This is a genomic window from Bittarella massiliensis (ex Durand et al. 2017), assembly GCF_017566145.1.
GTDB lineage: Bacteria > Bacillota > Clostridia > Oscillospirales > Ruminococcaceae > Bittarella > Bittarella massiliensis_A.
The window spans coordinates 14,751-32,270 of record NZ_JABFCL010000011.1 but is presented as its reverse complement, the minus strand read 5'-3'; the positions used below and the strand labels follow the sequence as shown (position 1 = coordinate 32,270).

The following is a 17,520-nucleotide window of genomic DNA, read 5'->3' as shown; positions in this document are numbered from 1 at the left end:
AATCCGGTTTCGGCAGGGTTCTCTTTCTGTCTGGTGACTCCAAGAAACTGTCTAGTCTTACAGTCCATTGACCACATTTTGCGGCTTACCGGCTAAAAAAGCCCGCAAATTTTGTCCCAGTACCTCCATCAGCCGGCTGCGGGCTGCCTTGGTCGCCCAGGCGATGTGAGGGGTGATAAAGCAGTTGGGTGCGGTCAACAGGGGGTTGTCGGCGGCAATTGGTTCTACCGAGGCCACATCAAAGCCCGCCCCGGCCAGCTGTCCGGTGCGCAGGGCGTCGGCCACCGCCCTCTCATCGCAGAGGGCCCCCCGGGCGGTGTTGAGGAGGATGGCCCCCCTCTTCATCCGGCGCAGGGCGTCGGCGTCGATCAGGCCCTGCGTCTCATCCGTCAGCGGGCAGTGGAGGCTGAGCACGTCGCTGGTCTGCAACAGTTCGTCCAGGGTGCAAAAGGCCATCCCCTCCCCCAACTGTTCGGGCCGCTGGGTGCGGGTGTAGACGCGCACCTCCATCCCAAAGGCGCGGGCAATGGCTGCGGCCGCCCGGCCGGTACTGCCAAAGCCCACCACGCCGAAGGTCTTGTCGCAGAGTTCAACCTGGGGCTTTTTCCAGTAGGAAAAGGTCTTGCAGCCGGTCCACTCCCCCGCCTTGACCGACTCGTCATGTAGGCCCACCCCATTGGCAATTTCCAGCAGCAGGGCAAAGGTCATCTGCGCCACCGAGGGGGTGGAGTAGCTGGGTACGTTGCAGACAAAAATACCCCGCCGCGCCGCCTCTGCAATATCCACAATGTTGTAGCCGGTGGCCAGCAAGCCCACCATCCTCATAGAGGGGCAGGCTTCCATCACCTCGCGGGTGATCCCCACCTTGTTGGTAAAGACAATTTCGCAGTTTCCGATCCGCTGGGCAGCCAGCTCCTGGGGGGTGCCGTCGTAGAGGATAAATTCCTCCACCTGGGAGGAGATCCCCTCCCAACTCAAGTCCCCCGGATTGAGGGTGTATCCGTCCAAAACCACTGCTTTCATCGAGTCGTCTCCTCGCTCTCCTTGTCCCCCTGCAGCAAAAACTGCTTGAGGGCTGGCAGATTGTCCCGGGCATCCTTCTGCCCCAGCCGGTAGAGGGACTCAATCTGCTCGGGCTTGGCCCGCACCCGCCCTATCTGAATGCCCTCGCTGGGGCGCAGTACAAAGGCCTTCCCCTGCCCTTCCAACTGGGCCAGAGCAGCCGTTTGGCCGTTGTAGACCTGGGGCCGTTCCTTCACTGCGGCGACAAATTGGGGAAACTCCTTGTACACGCTCTTGATGGCGCGAAAACTGTCCGGCTTTTTCTTCACATAGCCCTGGGGGCGGGTCAGCACCGCCACCACCCGGTCGTTTCCGTCCTCCAGCGCCCGCTGAAAGGGGATGGGATCGGTGAGCCCGCCGTCTAGGTAGGCGGCCTTTTTCCAGACCACCATCGGCGTCATCAGCGGCAGGGAAGAGGAGGCCCGCACCGGAGTGAGGAAGCGATCCATCCCCTCCTTCTCAAAATACTCGGTCATGCCGGTGTAGCAGTTGGTGGCAGTGGCGTAAAAGGTGGTGTGGTTTTGGTCAAAGGCGTCAAAGTCAAAGGGGACCAGTTCGGTGGGCAGGGTGTGAAAGAGGTAGTCCATATTCATGAAACTGCCGTTTTTCATCAACTGCCAGAAGCCGGCGTACCGCTTGTCCAGGTACTTGGTGTTGATGGTGTACTGACGCCCCTTCTGCCCCGCGAGGTAGGAGCAGGCGTTACAGGCCCCTGCCGAGGAGCCGATGACATAGGGGAAGGCAATCCCCTCCTCCAAAAAGACGTCCAGCACCCCCGCGGTGTACGTTCCGCGAATGCCGCCGCCCTCCAATACCAGTGCTGTTTTCAATGATGTTCCCTCCCTGTTCTGTTTCCGCCGTCCCCCTTTTGGAGAGGGCTGCCCGGCGCGCTTTTTATTTTTTGAGGTTGCGGTCAGTCTGTGGTTTCTTTCTGGGCGAGATGCAGACGGGTCTCATCCATCTCCCGGCGAATCTTTCCAAACTGGGTCAGGAAGACGGTGATGGTGGTCACGGCCGCCAAAAAGTCGGCCACCGGCTCAGCGGTAAAGATGCCGTCGGTGCCGAAGAAGTGGGGCAGGATGTAGATGAGGGGGATGAGCAGGATCACCTTGCGCAGCAGCGCCAAAAAGATGGACACCTTTGCCTTTCCCAGGGCGATAAAGGCATTTTGAAAGGCACACTGGGCGCCCATGATGAACATCGAGAAGAAAAAGATGTTCATCGCCCCCACCGCCGTCTCGGTCAGGGCGGGGTCGCTGGTGAAGATGCCGGTGAAGACGGTGGGGGCTAGGCGAATGGCCAGCCACATGGCCACGGCGTAGACCATGCACAACCCCACTGAGTAGCCCACCGCCTTTTTCACCCGGTGGGCGTTGCCCGCTCCGTAGTTGTAGCCGATGATGGGCTGAGCCCCTTGGGTAAAGCCCATCAGGGGCATGAGCAGCACCTGCATCACCGAGGAGAGGATGGTCATGGCCCCCACATAGAGGTCGTTGCCGTAAAGCTGTAAGTTGGAGTTGAAGGCGATCTGCACCAGGCTCTCGGTGGACTGCATGATGAAAGGGGCCATTCCCAGGGCCAATACCTGCCCCGAGTGGGGGGTCCAGAGTTTTAAGTTGGGCCGCCTGATCTTGAGGATGGTCTTTTTGGAGGAGAGGAAGGCAATGACCCAGACTGCCGACACTGCCTGGGAGAGGATGGTGGCCAGAGCCGCTCCCTGCACCCCCATCCCCAATCCAAAGATGAATATGGGGTCGAGGATGATGTTGAGCACTGCGCCAATGAGGACGGTCACCATCCCGGTGGCGGCAAACCCCTGGGAGTTGATAAAGGCGTTCATCCCCAGGCTGGTCTGTACGAAGAGGGTGCCCAGCAGATAGATGGTCAGGTAGCTGTCGGCATAGGGCAGGGTGTTCTCGCTGGCGCCAAAGGCCAACAGCATCGGCCGCTTGAAGAGAAGGAAGACCGCCGTCAGCACCAACCCCACCGCCACCAGCAGGGCCATGCAGTTGCCGAGAATCGACTCGGCCTCCTCCTTCTTCCCCGCCCCCAGACGGATGCTGGTGAGGGGGGCGCCCCCCATCCCGATGAGGGCGGCAAAGGCCGAAATGATCATGATGATGGGCATCGACACCCCGACTCCGGTGAGGGCGGCGGCCCCCACCCCCTCCATCCGGCCGATGTACATCCGATCGACGATGTTGTACAGGGCGTTGATGAGCTGGGCCGTGATGGCGGGAATGGACAGTTTTAACACCAGTTTAAAGATGTTACCGGTGGCAAATTGACTCTGTTTTTCTGCGCTTGCTTCCAAGTTGGTCTCTCCTTTCGGGGGATCTCCCCCGGTCATTTTCTACCAATGAATATAGTAGCACAACAAAACAGTTTTCGCCATTCAAAACGCCCCACTTTTGTCGAGTCACAGGAAAAATTGGCGCGCTGTGATGCGCCTTTTAAGGATAATAGGAAAGATGGGCGAAGAAAAAGAGGGCAAACGGTGAAAACCTGCCCTCTTTATAATACGAATAGTAATATACAATTTGTTTTATACTTATATCAAAACCAAAAACCTACCGATAAGCTCCTGGGTCTCCCACCAGCACAGCGGTGAAGTTTTCATCCCGGTACCAGGAATAGGCCATCTTGTGCAGCGAGTAGGACGAGGTGTCGGCCCCCTGATCGTTTTTTTTGATAGAGGACTCGTCGGTCAGGTTGTACCAGACCGAGTCCAGATCGCTGGCAGCCAACTCCGCATCGGCGCAGAGAAACATGAGATCCACCCAAGAGCGCATCTCTTCATCGCTCACAGAGCCGGTGTCCCACTGAAACTGGGCAGCTTTCAGGTAGCCCTTGTCGTTTTGCTCCACCCGCATCACCAACTGTCCCTCACCGGCGGCAAATTTGGCGTTCCAGGTGTTTTCAGAAAAGGTCATGGCCTCCCAATCAGCCTCTATCCCCGCTTCCTGACAGGCGCTCTGGTAGCGCTCCATCAGTTCGGCGGCGTCGATTTTTTTGCTGCGGCCCCGGCCGTTGAGAAAGTAGTTGACCACCCCCACCAACAGCACCGCTGCGCAGCAGAGCAGCACGATGTTAAACAGCTTGCGCTTGGGACTTTGTTCGCCCATCTTCTCCCCTCCTTTCCCCGGCCGCCGGCCGGTTGCGGCTGTGCTTTTACAGGCGCAGAAGACACAGCGGTATTTGGCTGTGGGGCAAGAAGCAAACGGCACTTGCCCATCTGCCCCCAGCCGTCCCGGTATAAAAATCCATTTTACAGTGTATTATACCACGGTTTTCAGTCGAGAGAAAGGTCTCCTAGCCCCCTTCCTTTGCGGGCAAAAAAGGGGACGGCCAGCCCAATCGGCCGCCGCCCCCTTACAGGTGCAGAGAAATTTTATTTGGCCCGCAGCTCGGCACAGGTCTTTTCCGCCAGGGTCAGGGCGTCGGCGGTCACCTCGGGGGTAAAGTGGGGGTAGGGGCCGTACTGCAGCAGATTGTACCCTGCGGCAATGTTGGCCATCACCGCCACCATCAGATTGTCATACCCCTCAAAATAGGCGTACATGGCCGCTGCAGTGGAGCAGTTTCCGCATCCGGTCTGGTCCACGAAGGCGCCGATGTCAATGCTGGGGGCAAAGGCGTACTCCCCTCCCGACACCATGTAAGAGCCCTTGGAACCCACCCGGTAGAAGCAGGGCTTGCCGTATTCCAGCAGCTTTTCGAGAACCGCCTCCTCGCTGTCCACCCCGAAAAAGGCGAAGGACTCGGGCCGGTTCATGGTGTACATATCCACCTTGTCGATGATCTTCCAGGTTTTTTCCCGCACCGCAGGGTCCACCAGGCATTTGGTGGGGGGCTCCCACAGGATTTGGCAGCCGGTGGCCCGCACCTCGTCCACCCGCTGCCAGAAGGGCTCCTTCTCGTGGCTGTCGATGTACATGGCCTTGGCCCCCTGACAGACGGCCAGCACCTGATCGGCGTTGATCCAGGTGGCCTCGCGGTTGCGGGCCTCAAACTCCGGCCCGTAGATGGAGTACTCATAGTAGGTGCCGTCCGGATGGTATTTGACGATGTTGTAGTGGGTGTGTTCGAGCACCTTGCTCATCCCGTCCAGTTTCATGTTGTTGCGGGCCATCCACTCGCCGTAGTACTCCTCAAAATCCTCCCCCACGTTGGAGACGTAGAGCACGTCGTCGGTGTAGGTGCGCACCCCTTCCAGTGAAAAAATAGCGCCCCCCAAATGGCAATCGCTCTTGGTGCCGTCGGCAAAGACCACGTCGTTGGTGATGGTCATTCCCGCCACAATGTATTTCACAGCTGCTCCTCCTTTGCAACAGGTTTTCGTACACCTCCACTATACCAGTAGGGCCTCGGCCTTTTCAAGAGCCGCGGCCCACATTGTAGGGTTGCCGGAAAAAGAGGGACTACTCTCTCTGTTTTGCACAAAGAAGGGAGGTTTTGAAGGGGGCAAAGGGGAGAAAAAAGAGGTTCCGTTCAAAGAGGGCAGGTGCACAGAGCGCAGTTTGTGCATTTGTCGCCGGAGATAATCCGACGGCCGAGAGGGTGGTCTCCCCTTTGGAGAGGGCGGCTGCTTTTTGACAGCAGATGTCCCAAGCAGTTGACTTGTCCAAAAAGAAAGGAATGCTCCCTGTCTCTAAAAAATCGTGATATTTTCCTTTTTTTCTAGCAAAAGTGCTGGCGTCTGTCCCCCTTTTTGCAGTACAATGAAAGAAGAAAAACAAAAATTTTCCGCTGCAGGGGGAGGGGCCACTTCCCCTCAGCTGCCCGTCAGGAGGTGTAGAGCCGTGATCATCAGCGCCAGCCGCCGCACCGACATCCCCTGCTATTACAGCCGCTGGTTCATCAACCGCATCAAGGCCGGTTCGGTCTGGGTGAGAAATCCCTTTCACCCCCACCAGGTCAGTGAGATCTCCCTCTCCCCCCAGGTGGTGGACGGGGTGGTGTTTTGGAGCAAAAACCCCGCCCCCCTCCTCCCCCTGCTGGGACAGGTCCCCTATCCCTTCTACTTTCAGTTCACCATCACCCCCTACGGCAGGGACCTGGAGCCCGGCCTCCCCGAAAAAAGGCAGCTCATCGACCTGTTTTGGCAGCTCTCCCAAGCCACCTCCCCCAAACAGGTGGTCTGGCGCTATGACCCCATCCTCATCAGCCCCACCTACACGGTGGAATACCACCTGCGCTCCTTTGACGCCATGGCCCGCCGGTTGGCCGGGGCTGCTGACAGCTGTGTCATCAGCTTTCTCGACTCGTATCAAAAGACCGGCCGCGCAGGCCGTGACCTGGGTTTGCGGGCCCCCAACCGGGCCGAAATCGAACAGCTGGCCCATTCCTTTTCGGAAACGGCTGCGACCTGCGGCTTCGCCCTCTCCACCTGCTGTGAGAGCGTCGATCTCTCCCAATGGGGCATTTCCCACGGCAGCTGTGTGGATGCAGGCCGGCTGGCCGCCATCTCCGGCACCCCTCTGCGCCATCTGCCCGACCGGGGGCAGCGCCCCGGCTGCGGCTGCTGTGAGAGCGTGGATGTGGGCGTTTACGACAGCTGCCTGAATGGCTGCCGCTACTGTTACGCCGGTGGGGGCGGCCAGTCGGCCCTGCGCCGGTACGAGCGCTACGACGAGTACAGCCCTCTGCTCTGCTCCTCCCTCGCCCCAGGCGACCAGGTCGCCAAGAGGGAGATGGCCTCCCTGGTGGACGATCAGCTGCGGTTTTTCTGATTTTTTCGAGCGGGCATTTTGCCCGCTCTTTTCAGTTTCTCAAACGGGTTTGACCGGCCCGGCGAGTCCGGTTTTCCTCATCCCCTTTTTGCTTTTTCGCGGTAACAGGGAAAAGTTTTGCTCCTGGAAATTGTTCACATCTCACAGAAAAGCAAAGGAAACTTCTATTTGCCAACCTCTCTGGGGTAAGGTACAATGATTTTGTAATATGCGGATTTATGTGCAAAACGCCGTATCAAAATAGAAGATGGAGGTATCCGAAGTCATGGAAAACACCAAGAAAATCCCCATTGTCATCGACTGTGACCCCGGCATTGACGACGCCATTGCCATTATGCTGGCCCACTCCACCCAGAAGTTTGACATTCTGGGCATTACCCCGGTGGCCGGCAACGTCGAGGCCAAACACACCCGGCGCAACGCCCGCGATCTGTCCGAGTATCTGGGCATCAACTGCCCAGTGGCCTACGGGGCCGAGAAGCCCCTCCTCTCCTACGACATCTACCGCCCCGCCTCCGGCACCCACGGCGTTAACGGTTTGGGCCCGGTCACCCTGCCTCCGGCCAAAAACCCTGTCTACCCCAAGCCCGCCTGGGACTTTATCTATGAAAAGGCGGTCGAGTGCGAAGGCGAACTGGTCATCGTCGCCACCGGTCCCCTGACCAATATCGCCATCGCCCTTCTCAAATACCCCGAGTTGCCCAAGATGATCAAAGGCTTTTACATCATGGGCGGTTCCACCACCACCGGCAACGCCAACCCCACTGCCGAGTTTAACATTTTGGTGGATGTACACGCCGCCGACATCGTCTTTAAATCCGGCCTCTTGGTGAACATGGCCGGCCTCAACGTCACCCTTAAAACCGGCCTGCCCCTGGATTTTTTGGCCGAGCTCTCCCAGATGGAGAGCCGGGTCAGCGACGTTCTTGCCGGGCTGGTGGAGGGCTACAAGGATGTCAAGCCCGACCGCAACGGCAAACTTTCCAGCATCATCCACGACGCCATCCCCTTCCTGATGCTCATTGATCCCGACATGGTCACCTACAAGCCCTGCCACATCGATATGGAGTGCCAGAGCAAGATGGGCGGCTACGGCGCTACCCTGCCCAACTACGTCATCAGCGAAGAGGCCCCCCACAACTGCAACGACATCCAGGATGTGGATATGGAAAAGTACATGCAGCTGTGCGTGGAAATGGTCAAATTCTACAAATAAACGGGAGGGAAAACCAACATGAGCAAGATTCCTGTCATCATTGATTGCGATCCGGGCCACGACGACTTTATCGCCCTGGCTCTGGCCCTGGCCAGCGATAAGCTGGACGTCAAGGGCATTGTCACCGTCGCCGGCAACCAGACGCTGGAGAAGGTCACTGTCAACGCCCTCAAGGCCGTTGAGCTGATGGGCCGCACCGACGTGCCGGTGGTCGCCGGCAGTGCCAAACCCATGCGCAAAGCCCATGTGCCGGTGCCCCATGTGCACGGCGAGTCGGGGCTCGACGGCCCCTCTCTCCCCGACCCCACCACCGAGGTGCTGGACAAAAACTTCGTCGATTTTTACGCCGACATCCTCCGCGAGAGCAGCGAGAAGGTCACCATCCTCGCAGTTGGCCCCCTGACCAACATCGCCACCCTCTTCTACTGCCACCCCGAACTGGTGGAGAAGGTGGCTGCCATCAACGTCATGGGCGGGGCCAACCGCGCCGTTGACTTTAAGGACTACCCCTGCAAAGGGGCCGAGTTCAACATCTGGCAGGACGCAGAGAGCGCCCACTACGTCTTTGATTTAGACGTGCCGGTGACCATGTTCGGCCTGGACATGACCTACCAGACCTGCGTCACCCCGGCCGAGTTTGAGCGCTTTGCCGCCGAGGGCGGCAAGGTGGGCAAGGTGGTCTCTGAGCTGCTGGCCTTCTTCTACCGCTGCCAGGAGAAAAACGGCATGAAGGCCTGCCCCATTCACGATGCCTGCCCGGTGGCCTACACCATCGCCCCCGAACTGTTCCAGGTGGAGCACCGGGACATCACCGTCGAGTACGAGGGTGAGCACACCTATGGCTTTACCTATGTGGATATGCGGGTCTACAAGGAGCCCAGCAAGAAAAATTACTGGTGTGTCTCCACCGACCGCGACGCCTTTGTTGAGATGCTCATCAAAGCCTGCAAATCTTACGACTAGGCAACACAGGCCCTATTTTTAAAAGAGAAGAGAGCCGCCGGATCGAAAGTCCGGCGGCTCTCTGTCAGTTTGCGGGCACTAGGGGCGGATATAGGCGTACTCCTCGTCCTGTCTGCGGGTCAATTCAATGGCGGTGGCGGGCACCAGCAGCGCATAGGAGGGGATGTCCTTGACCCCCAGTCCCAGGTGGTTCATGGTATTCTGACTCACCGCTACGTTGACCCCCCGTTTCACCAGGTCTTGCAGAGCGGTGCGAACCGGCTCCCCCGCCTCGTCGTGCAGGTTGAGTGGGGTGACGGCGGGTCCATTGACCATAAATTCAATGGTGAAGTCGGTTTTGGTGTCCCTCCCGTAGTTGAGCATGTGAATGGCATTTTTGATTGCCAGTTCCCACTTGGACAAATCGCTTACATGAAAAATCGTGCGCATACTCTCCTCCTGACCCAATCGGTGGATGGCTTCTACCCTTAAGATATATGAACAATATGTCTATATTTGCATTTTATAGTGAATAATATATAAACACTATTTTGAAGCTCCTGTTTCTCAACAGGGTTTTCAACAGATGTTGAAAACTGCCCTGTTGGGTGTTTGGGGAAAAAGGAGAAAGGGGCAAAAGCCCACGAAAAAAGCGTTTTGGCAGTGCGATAGGTCGAAAAAAGAGGGGAGATAGTTGGAAGGACGCGAAGAAATCCACAGCAGCTATGTGGAAAAGGTTGAAAACTTGGCGACCCTTATCCAATTACAGAGAAAAGCTGCCCGCACACCGGGAAAGTCGGTGTACGGGCAGTTGGCATTTTGTAGAGGGCGCGCCCCACCGCCCTTAGGGGAAAAGGCGGGGTGTCCACTCCGTTTTTTTGGCGGTAAGGCGGTGCGGCATCAACCGCACTTGGAAAAACCGCAGTTGCGGCAGGTCACACAGCCGCCCTCGTGCTCCAGGGCGCTGCCGCACTCGGGACAGGTGCGCAGGGCGTGGGTGGGCAGGTGGTAGCCGATCCAGGCCTTTTCGGCGCGGGGGGTCTCGGTGCGCTTGGCGGGGGCCTCCGGATGGCGGGTGGAACTGGGGATGGTGGCCCCTTGTTCCGCGCCGCCGCTCTTCAAAAAGTCGTCCACCTTTTTGACGATCTTGGCGATGGCGTCCGGGCAGGAGGTGCAGCTCATCCCCTGCTGGCGGATGGTGGAGGGACAGCGGATCCCCTTGAGCTGGTCGATGATCTCGTCCACCGAGATGCCGGAGCGCAGGGCGATGGAGGTGAGCCGGGCGGTGGCCTCCGATTGGCTGGGGCAGCCGCCCGCCTTGCCGGTGTTGGTGAAGACCTCCACGATCCCCTCTTTGTCGTAGTTGACGGTGATATAGAGGTTGCCGCAGCCGATCTTCATCCGCTCGGTAAAGCCGTTGACCACCTCCGGCCGGGGGCGGGGGCCGATCTGACGGGTGGGCAGGGCGGGGACTTCCGCCTCTTTGGAGCCGTCGTTGACCTTGCCGATGTTGAGCACCTGGCTGTCCCGGCTGCCGTCGCGGTAGATGGTCACGCCTTTGCAGCCCAGGCGGTAGGCCAGCATGTACACCTGGGAGACATCCTCCAGGGTTGCGGTGTGGCCAAAATTGACCGTTTTGGAGACGGCGTTGTCGGTGTATTCCTGGAAGGCAGCCTGCATCTTCACGTGGTATTCGGGGGTCACGTCGTGGGCGCAGACAAACACCCGGCGAATGTCCTCGGGAATCTCTTCGATGTGGGCAATGGTTCCCTCTTTGGAGATGCGCCGCATCAGCTCGTCAGAGTAGAGTCCCCGCTCCTCCAACAGCTGCTTGAGCACCGGATTGACCTCGATGAGTTCGGTGCCGTCCATCACGTTGCGGATGAAGACATAGGCGAACACCGGCTCCACTCCCGAGGAGCACCCGGCGATGATGGAGAGGGTGCCGGTGGGGGCGATGGTGGTGACGGTGCCGTTGCGGCGGGCCGCCCCATCTTTGAGGATGCTCTCTTCAAACAGGGGGAAGGCGCCCCGCTGCTTGGCCAGCTCCTCGCTGGCCTCGTGGCCCACCCGGTTGATAAAGGACATGATCTCCCGGGCCGCCTCTACCCCCTCGTCGGAGTTGTAGGAGATGCCCCGCATCAGCAGCATATCGGCAAATCCCATCACCCCCAGGCCGATCTTGCGGGTGGCCTTGGTGGTCTCGTCGATTTTGTCCAGGGGGTACTTGTTCACGTCGATGACATTGTCCAAGAAGTGGACGGCGGTGCGAACCGTCTTTTCGAGCTTCTCCCAGTCCACCTCACAGCCAGTTTTGCCCTCTTTGAGCATCTTCACCAGATTGATGGAACCCAGGTTGCAGCTCTCATAGGGCAACAGGGGCTGTTCGCCGCAGGGGTTGGTGCTCTCGATCGGCCCCTGGCCAGGGACCACGTTGTCCCGGTTGAGCCGATCCAGGAAGATGATGCCGGGCTCGCCGTTTCGCCAGGCGCCCTCCACGATCTTGTCGTAGACCATCTTCGCTCCCAGGGACCCCACCACCTTTTTGGTGGAGGGGTCGACCAGGTCGTACTCCCCGTCGGCAATCACCGCAGCCATGAACTCCTCGGTAATGCCCACGCTGATGTTGAAGTTGGTGATGTCAGCATTGTTCTTCTTGCAGTCGATGAATTCTAGGATGTCCGGATGGTCCACCCGCAAAATCCCCATATTGGCCCCCCGCCGGGTGCCGCCCTGCTTCACCGCCTCGGTGGCCATGTTGAACACCCGCATAAAGCTGATGGGGCCGCTGGCCACCCCGCCGGTGGATTTGACGGCGCTGCCGCAGGGGCGCAGCCGGGAGAAGGAGAAGCCGGTGCCGCCGCCCGATTTGTGGATCAGGGCCGCCTGCTTCACCGCCTCAAAGATGTCCTCCATCGAGTCGGCCACCGGCAGCACAAAGCATGCCGACAGCTGGCCCAGGGGTCGCCCGGCATTCATCAGGGTGGGGGAGTTGGGCAGGAACTCCAGGTTGGTCATTGCCTCGTAGAATTCCTTTTCCAGCGCCTTGGTGGAGGCGCCGCCGGTATAGGGCTTGTCCGCGTCGGCGATGGAGCTGGCCACCCGGTGAAACAATCCCTCCACCGTCTCGGTCACCTTTCCGCTCTCATCGCGTATTAAATACCGCCGCTCCAGTACGGTCTCTGCGTTCTTTGAAACTGGCATCTCGCTTCTCTCCTCTTTCTTCGATCCTCGGGAAAACAGGGGCCTTGCCGCATCGCAGGAAAACCGTCGGCCGGCCATAACACTATATATTGTATCACTGCTGCTGTATAGGGGCAATATCTGTTATCAACCTGGCGGTCCGAAAAATAGAGAAGATTCTTTTCCCCTTTTGTGCAGAAGAGAAAATATTGCGTTTCCAATATCTTCTCAAGGCATTTTGTGAGGGGGCGGTGGGGCGCGCCAGTTTGAGCGGGCAGGCGGCGGAGAGGGCGAAGGATCGCTGGGCCTGTTTGTACAAGGGGCGGGAAAATTTTCCTTGAACTGCCTGTCCCCGTTTCACCTGTGCGATCCGGTGGCGGGGCAGGCGTCGTGGAGAAGAGGAAGGCCTTTTCCCCCTTTCTCTCACACGCGCTCGCCTCTCCCCCAAAAAGCCCTGCCCATTCGCCCCCATTGCGGCAAAAAGAGAGGGCGCGGCTCCCCTTTTTGGGAAAGCTCGCGCCCTCTTCTCGGTGGGAAAACTCAGCTGTTTTTCCCCTGTATGTATTGGTCGATGGCGGTGGCGGCCTTTTTGCCCGCCCCCATGGCCAGAATGACGGTGGCTGCGCCGGTCACGGCGTCGCCCCCGGCGTACACCCCCTCGCGGGAAGTGCGGCCGGTCTCCTCGTCGGCAATGATGCCGCCCCACTTCTGGGTCTCCAGCCCCGCGGTGGTGGACTTGATCAGCGGGTTGGGAGAGGTGCCGATGGCCATGATCACACAGTCCACGTCCAGCACGAACTCCGACCCCTCCTTTGCCACCGGTCGGCGGCGACCCGACTCGTCGGGCTCGCCCAGCTCCATCTCCACGCACTCGATGCCGCCCACCAACTTGTTTTCGTCGGGCAGGATCTGCACCGGGTTGCACAGCAGTTTAAAGATGATGCCCTCTTCCTTGGCGTGCTCCACCTCTTCGCGGCGGGCGGGCAGCTCCACCTCTGAGCGGCGGTAGACGATGTAGACCTCTTCAGCGCCCAGCCGCTTGGCACAGCGGGCCGCGTCCATGGCCACGTTGCCGCCGCCCACTACGGCCACCTTTTTGGCGCGCTCAATGGGGGTGTCGGCCCCCTCTTTGTAGGCCTTCATCAGGTTGACGCGGGTCAAAAACTCGTTGGCCGAGTAGACCCCCTTCAGGTTCTCCCCGGGGATGCGCATGAACCGAGGCAATCCCGCGCCCGAGCCGATAAAGACCGACTCGAAGCCCTGCTCGAACAGCTCGTCGATGGAGAGCACCTTGCCGATGACCATGTTGGTCTCCACCTTGCAGCCCAGGGCCTTCAGGCCGTCGATCTCCTTTTGCACAATGGCCTTGGGCAGCCGGAACTCGGGGATGCCGTAGACCAGCACCCCGCCGGCCAGGTGCAGGGCCTCAAACACGGTCACGTCATAGCCCTTTTTCACCAGGTCCCCGGCGCAGGTCAGGCCCGAGGGGCCAGAGCCGATGACGGCCACCTTGTGCCCGTTGGGGGCGGGGCGCTGGGGCGCCTCTGTGCTGTGGCTGTTGTGCCAGTCGGCCACAAACCGCTCCAACCGGCCGATGGCCACCGGCTCCCCCTTGATGCCCCGCACGCATTTTCCCTCGCACTGGGTCTCCTGGGGGCAAACCCGTCCGCAGACGGCGGGGAGGGAACTCTGCCGGGCGATCACCTGGTAGGCCCCCTCAAAATCCCGCTCCTTCACCTTGTCGATAAAGGCGGGGATGTCGATGGCCACCGGGCAGCCGCCCACGCAGGGGGCGTTTTTGCAGTGCAGGCAGCGGTTTGCCTCGTCCACCGCCTGCTCTTCGGTATAGCCCAGAGCCACCTCCAAAAAGTTTTTGTTGCGCACGTCGGGCGCCTGGGAGGGCATTTCATTTTTTTTCAAAGACATGTTGGGCACAGTCACTGCACCTCCTTGGCAAACAGATTGCAGGTCTCTTCCCGGGCCTGCTTTTCAAAATCCCGGTACATGCTCGAGCGCTCAATGGCCTCGTCAAAGTCCACCAGGTGGCCGTCGAAGTCGGGCCCGTCCACACAGGCGAATTTGGTCTCGCCGCCCACCGTCAGCCGGCAACCGCCGCACATCCCGGTGCCGTCGATCATGATGGGATTCATGCTCACCACCGTTTTGATGCCGTAGTTTTTGGTGAGGGCGGAGACGAACTTCATCATCACCAGGGGACCGATGGCGATGACCTCGTCATACTGCTCCCCGCTCTCGATGAGCTCTTTCAGGGCGTCGGTCACCAGGCCCTTGCGGCCGCTGGAACCGTCGTCGGTCATGATGACCAGCTTGTCGCTGACTGCCTCGAACTCCTCTTGCAAGATCACCAAGTCGGTGTTGCGAAAACCCACCACCGAGTGGACCGTCGCCCCCTGCTGATGCAGTTTTTTGGCGATCGGATAGGCGATGGCGCAACCCACCCCGCCGCCGATGACGGCGACCTTGTGCAGCCCGTCGGTGTGGGAGGGGGTGCCCAGGGGGCCCACAAAGTCCTGCAGGCACTCCCCCTCTTCCAGGTGGTTTAGTTTTTCGGTGGTGGCCCCCACGATCTGAAAGATGATGGTGACCGTCCCCTTCTCCCGGTCGTAGTCGGCGACCGTCAGGGGGATGCGCTCCCCCTCGTCGTCCACCCGCAGAATGATGAACTGGCCCGGCTGGGCCTTTTTCGCCACCAGCGGGGCGTCGATCTCCATCCGGGTGACGGTGGGGTTGAGCACCTCTTTTTTGACAATTTTATACATAGGCGTATCGCTGCTCCTTTCGCGGGCCCCGGCAGTTGGCCGAGCACAGCAGGTTTTGATTGGCTTTTACCTCTATTACTATACACGATTGGGGCAAAAAAACAAGGTGGGGTTCTCTGGCACAGCAGCAGGCGAGGGGGACTTTACCAAGCCCCCCTCGCACCGGTGTGCGCCCCGTCGGGCGGGGCCGCCCTCTATTTACAGAGTTTTGCTAAAAGTCGATCTCCAGGTCATAGTAGCAGGCATTCAGCAGCTTCTCCATCTCCTCCTGGGTGGGGACACGGGGGTTGGACCCAGTGCAGGCATCGCTGATGGCCAGAGCCGCCACATCGGCCAGCTTGTCGTGAAACTCCTTTTCGTCGATGATGCCGCCCTCGTAGTCTTTAATGCAGGTGGGGATATTCAGCGAGGCGTTCATGGCCTTCAGCTCGGCGATCAGGGCGTCGGTCAGGGCGCTGTCGCTCTCTCCCTGCAGGCCGATGAAGCGGGCGATCTCGGCGTAGCGGGCGCAGGCCTCGGGGTTTTTGGCATTGTACTTGATGACCTTGGGCAGGTACATGGCGTTGGCGCAGCCGTGGACAATGTGGCCGCCGCTGTACGCCGCCCCGGTCTTGTGGGCCATGGAGTGGACGATCCCCAGCAGGGCGTTGGAGAAGGCCATCCCTGCCAGGCACTGGGCGTCGTGCATCCGGTCGCGGGCCGCCATATCGCCGTCATAGGATTTTTTCAGATCCTGGTGAATCATCTTGATGGCGTGCAGGGCCAGGGGATCGGTGTAGTTGCAGTGCAGGGTGGAGACATAGGCCTCAATGGCGTGGGTCATGGCGTCCATCCCGGTGTGAGCGGTCAGCTTCTGGGGCATGGTCTCGGCCAGGTCCGGATCGACGATGGCCACATCGGGGGTGATGTTGAAGTCGGCCAGAGGGTATTTGATCCCCTTCTGGTAGTCGGTGATAACGGCGAAGGCAGTCACCTCGGTGGCGGTGCCAGAGGTGGAGGGGATGGCACAGAAATGCGCTTTCTGCCGCAGGGTGGGGAAGGAGAAGGGGGTGATCAGATCCTCAAAGGTGGTCTCGGGGTACTCGTAAAAGGCCCACATGGCCTTGGCGGCGTCGATGGGGGAACCGCCGCCCATGGCGACGATCCAGTCGGGCTCAAACTCCCGCATCATGGCAGCGCCCTTCATCACCGTCTCCACCGAGGGATCGGGCTCGACGCCCTCAAAGAGTTTGACCTCCATCCCGGCCTCTTTCAGGTAGGAGACCGCTCTGTCTAAAAAGCCGAAGCGCTTCATAGAGCCGCCGCCGACCACAACAATGGCCTTGCTTCCCTTGAGGTTTTTCAGCTCTTCCAGAGAGCCCTTTCCGTGATACAAGTCCCGGGGCAGTGTAAACCGTGCCATAAAAAATACCTCCTTGAAATAGGTGGATAAAGTTGGTTGGTTAAAAGCAAGGAAGAAAGGTGACCGGGGGTGATGGCCCGCTCCCAGCCGCCCCTCTCTCGCTTCGTTAATAGTTTAACACAAACCCTTCTTCAGGGGAAATGAATAATCGGCATGGCGCCATAGTCTCCGGGATATGAGCGCTCTACAATTTAACAGCCCCGGCAGAAAACGCTTCCAATGCGCTTTTTGCCGGAGCTGTTTCGATTCGGTCAGTGGTATTCGGTCTCCCCCAGCTCCCGGATGGTGGCGGTGAGTTTGCCGATAAAGGCGCGGTCCAGTTCACTGAAGCGATAGCCCTTGGCGTAGATGATGAGGTCTTGGCAGCGCGCGCTCTTGCGGTGGCAGCGCCGCTGCACCAGACGGCAGCGGGACAGCACCTCCTGGGGGACAGGAGAGGCCCAGATATAGGAGGAGGGGACGGCCTGTAACAGGTCAAACTGGCTTCCCCGCTCGTAGAGGGAGATTCTCCGCAGGGAGAGGGGTTGCTCCTCCCGTCCCCCCAATCGGGCGGCGGTGGGGTGGCTCAAGTCCCCGTGTTCCAGCAGGATGGAGGAGGCAAGGTCCCGCTCGTAGATGGTCTCCTGCCGGGCCAGCGGGTGGTCTTGGGAGAAGAGGAGCAGGGGCTCAAACTCCCAGAGGAGGTGATGCTGCAGCTCCCGCTCGTAGAGCAGGCGCAAAAAGTACTGCTCCTGCTCCGGCGCGGTGCGAAGGATGCCCAGCTGATAGTCCCGCCCCGCCACACAGCCGACGGCGTCCAGGGAACCGGTCTCTTTAAAGTCGATCTCCATTCCCCCGGTGCTGCCCAAGGAGTGGACGAACTTGGTAAAGGCGTGGGTGATATAGCTGGCCCTGGGTACTGCCACACTAAAGGAGACGCGTTCGGCCTCTCCCGGGTGGTAGCGGGCCTCCAACTGGTCCATCTGTTCCAAAATCGAGCGAGCCCGCTCTAAAAAATCAGCCCCCTGCTTGGTGGGAAGCAGCCCTTTGGGGGTCCGCTTGAAGATGGTCATCCCCAGATCGGCCTCCAATTTTTTCACGGCTTTGCTCAAGTTGGGCTGGGTGGTGTAGAGGTTGTCGGCCGCCTGGGTCATGGAGCCGGTTTTCTCCACCTCGAGCGCGTACCGCAGATGTAGCAGGTTCAGCCAAATCGCCCCCTTCCGG

At 59.6% G+C, this 17,520-nt stretch carries 14 protein-coding genes; 3 read left to right on the top strand and 11 right to left on the bottom strand.

Going from position 1 to position 17,520, the window contains the following annotated elements:
• Positions 1–57: 57 nt before the first annotated feature.
• The 5 genes from HJY11_RS10560 to HJY11_RS10540 all read right to left on the bottom strand — a co-directional run bounded on the left by HJY11_RS10560 (position 58) and on the right by HJY11_RS10540 (position 5,374).
• Positions 58–1,023: a D-2-hydroxyacid dehydrogenase gene (locus HJY11_RS10560; protein ID WP_208075929.1), complete on the bottom strand. Its 966-nt coding sequence runs from the start codon at positions 1,021–1,023 to the stop codon at positions 58–60.
• Entirely contained in the window at positions 1,020–1,892 is an 873-nt protein-coding gene (locus HJY11_RS10555) for a patatin-like phospholipase family protein (protein ID WP_208075928.1), read from the bottom strand. The genes HJY11_RS10560 and HJY11_RS10555 overlap by 4 nt, the downstream gene beginning before the upstream one ends.
• A gap of 83 nt (positions 1,893–1,975) precedes the next feature.
• A complete protein-coding gene (locus HJY11_RS10550; protein ID WP_243764432.1) occupies positions 1,976–3,376 on the bottom strand; it encodes an MATE family efflux transporter in 1,401 nt (466 codons plus the stop codon).
• A gap of 256 nt (positions 3,377–3,632) precedes the next feature.
• Positions 3,633–4,187 (bottom strand): hypothetical protein, encoded by a 555-nt coding sequence (locus HJY11_RS10545; protein WP_208075926.1) that lies wholly within the window; start codon positions 4,185–4,187, stop codon positions 3,633–3,635.
• Between the two features lie 266 nt (positions 4,188–4,453).
• Positions 4,454–5,374, bottom strand: coding sequence for a carbohydrate kinase family protein (locus tag HJY11_RS10540; RefSeq protein ID WP_208075925.1), 921 nt, complete (start codon positions 5,372–5,374; stop codon positions 4,454–4,456).
• Between the two features lie 490 nt (positions 5,375–5,864).
• Between HJY11_RS10540 and HJY11_RS10535 the strand changes: the two genes are divergently transcribed.
• The 3 genes from HJY11_RS10535 (at position 5,865) to HJY11_RS10525 (ending at position 8,973) form a co-directional block, all read left to right on the top strand.
• Positions 5,865–6,794 carry a DUF1848 domain-containing protein gene (locus HJY11_RS10535; protein WP_208075924.1) on the top strand — a complete coding sequence of 310 codons (930 nt, stop codon included), beginning with the start codon at positions 5,865–5,867 and terminating at the stop codon, positions 6,792–6,794.
• 265 nt (positions 6,795–7,059) lie between these two features.
• On the top strand, positions 7,060–8,010 hold the full coding sequence (locus HJY11_RS10530) for a nucleoside hydrolase (protein ID WP_208075923.1): 951 nt from the start codon (positions 7,060–7,062) through the stop codon (positions 8,008–8,010).
• A gap of 18 nt (positions 8,011–8,028) precedes the next feature.
• Positions 8,029–8,973 (top strand): nucleoside hydrolase, encoded by a 945-nt coding sequence (locus HJY11_RS10525; RefSeq protein WP_208075922.1) that lies wholly within the window; start codon positions 8,029–8,031, stop codon positions 8,971–8,973.
• Positions 8,974–9,051: 78 nt separating this feature from the next.
• Here HJY11_RS10525 and HJY11_RS10520 read toward each other — a convergent pair whose 3' ends face one another.
• The 6 genes from HJY11_RS10520 to HJY11_RS10495 form a co-directional block, all read right to left on the bottom strand.
• Positions 9,052–9,402, bottom strand: a complete 351-nt coding sequence (locus tag HJY11_RS10520) for a DsrE family protein (RefSeq protein WP_208075921.1) — start codon at positions 9,400–9,402, stop codon at positions 9,052–9,054.
• Between the two features lie 450 nt (positions 9,403–9,852).
• Positions 9,853–12,156 (bottom strand): vitamin B12-dependent ribonucleotide reductase, encoded by a 2,304-nt coding sequence (locus tag HJY11_RS10515; protein ID WP_243764430.1) that lies wholly within the window; start codon positions 12,154–12,156, stop codon positions 9,853–9,855.
• 519 nt (positions 12,157–12,675) lie between these two features.
• Entirely contained in the window at positions 12,676–14,070 is a 1,395-nt protein-coding gene (gene gltA / locus HJY11_RS10510; RefSeq protein WP_208075919.1) for an NADPH-dependent glutamate synthase, read from the bottom strand.
• A 2-nt stretch (positions 14,071–14,072) separates the two neighbouring features.
• Positions 14,073–14,915, bottom strand: coding sequence for a sulfide/dihydroorotate dehydrogenase-like FAD/NAD-binding protein (locus tag HJY11_RS10505; RefSeq protein ID WP_208075918.1), 843 nt, complete (start codon positions 14,913–14,915; stop codon positions 14,073–14,075).
• Positions 14,916–15,126: 211 nt separating this feature from the next.
• A complete protein-coding gene (locus HJY11_RS10500; protein WP_208075917.1) occupies positions 15,127–16,317 on the bottom strand; it encodes an iron-containing alcohol dehydrogenase in 1,191 nt (396 codons plus the stop codon).
• Between the two features lie 251 nt (positions 16,318–16,568).
• The gene (locus HJY11_RS10495; RefSeq protein ID WP_279571075.1) at positions 16,569–17,486 is read right to left on the bottom strand and encodes a LysR family transcriptional regulator; all 918 of its coding nucleotides are present in this window, start codon (positions 17,484–17,486) and stop codon (positions 16,569–16,571) included.
• Between the last annotated feature and the right edge of the window lie 34 nt (positions 17,487–17,520).

What these genes read in the sequence shown, in the direction of transcription:
- HJY11_RS10500 (WP_208075917.1), bottom strand. Translation starts at nt 16,317, where the DNA reads ATGGCACGGTTTACACTGCCCCGGGACTTGTATCACGGAAAGGGCTCT.
- HJY11_RS10505 (WP_208075918.1), bottom strand. Translation starts at nt 14,915, where the DNA reads ATGTATAAAATTGTCAAAAAAGAGGTGCTCAACCCCACCGTCACCCGG.
- HJY11_RS10545 (WP_208075926.1), bottom strand. Translation starts at nt 4,187, where the DNA reads ATGGGCGAACAAAGTCCCAAGCGCAAGCTGTTTAACATCGTGCTGCTC.
- HJY11_RS10515 (WP_243764430.1), bottom strand. Translation starts at nt 12,156, where the DNA reads ATGCCAGTTTCAAAGAACGCAGAGACCGTACTGGAGCGGCGGTATTTA.
- HJY11_RS10525 (WP_208075922.1), top strand. Translation starts at nt 8,029, where the DNA reads ATGAGCAAGATTCCTGTCATCATTGATTGCGATCCGGGCCACGACGAC.
- HJY11_RS10530 (WP_208075923.1), top strand. Translation starts at nt 7,060, where the DNA reads ATGGAAAACACCAAGAAAATCCCCATTGTCATCGACTGTGACCCCGGC.
- HJY11_RS10560 (WP_208075929.1), bottom strand. Translation starts at nt 1,023, where the DNA reads ATGAAAGCAGTGGTTTTGGACGGATACACCCTCAATCCGGGGGACTTG.
- HJY11_RS10520 (WP_208075921.1), bottom strand. Translation starts at nt 9,402, where the DNA reads ATGCGCACGATTTTTCATGTAAGCGATTTGTCCAAGTGGGAACTGGCA.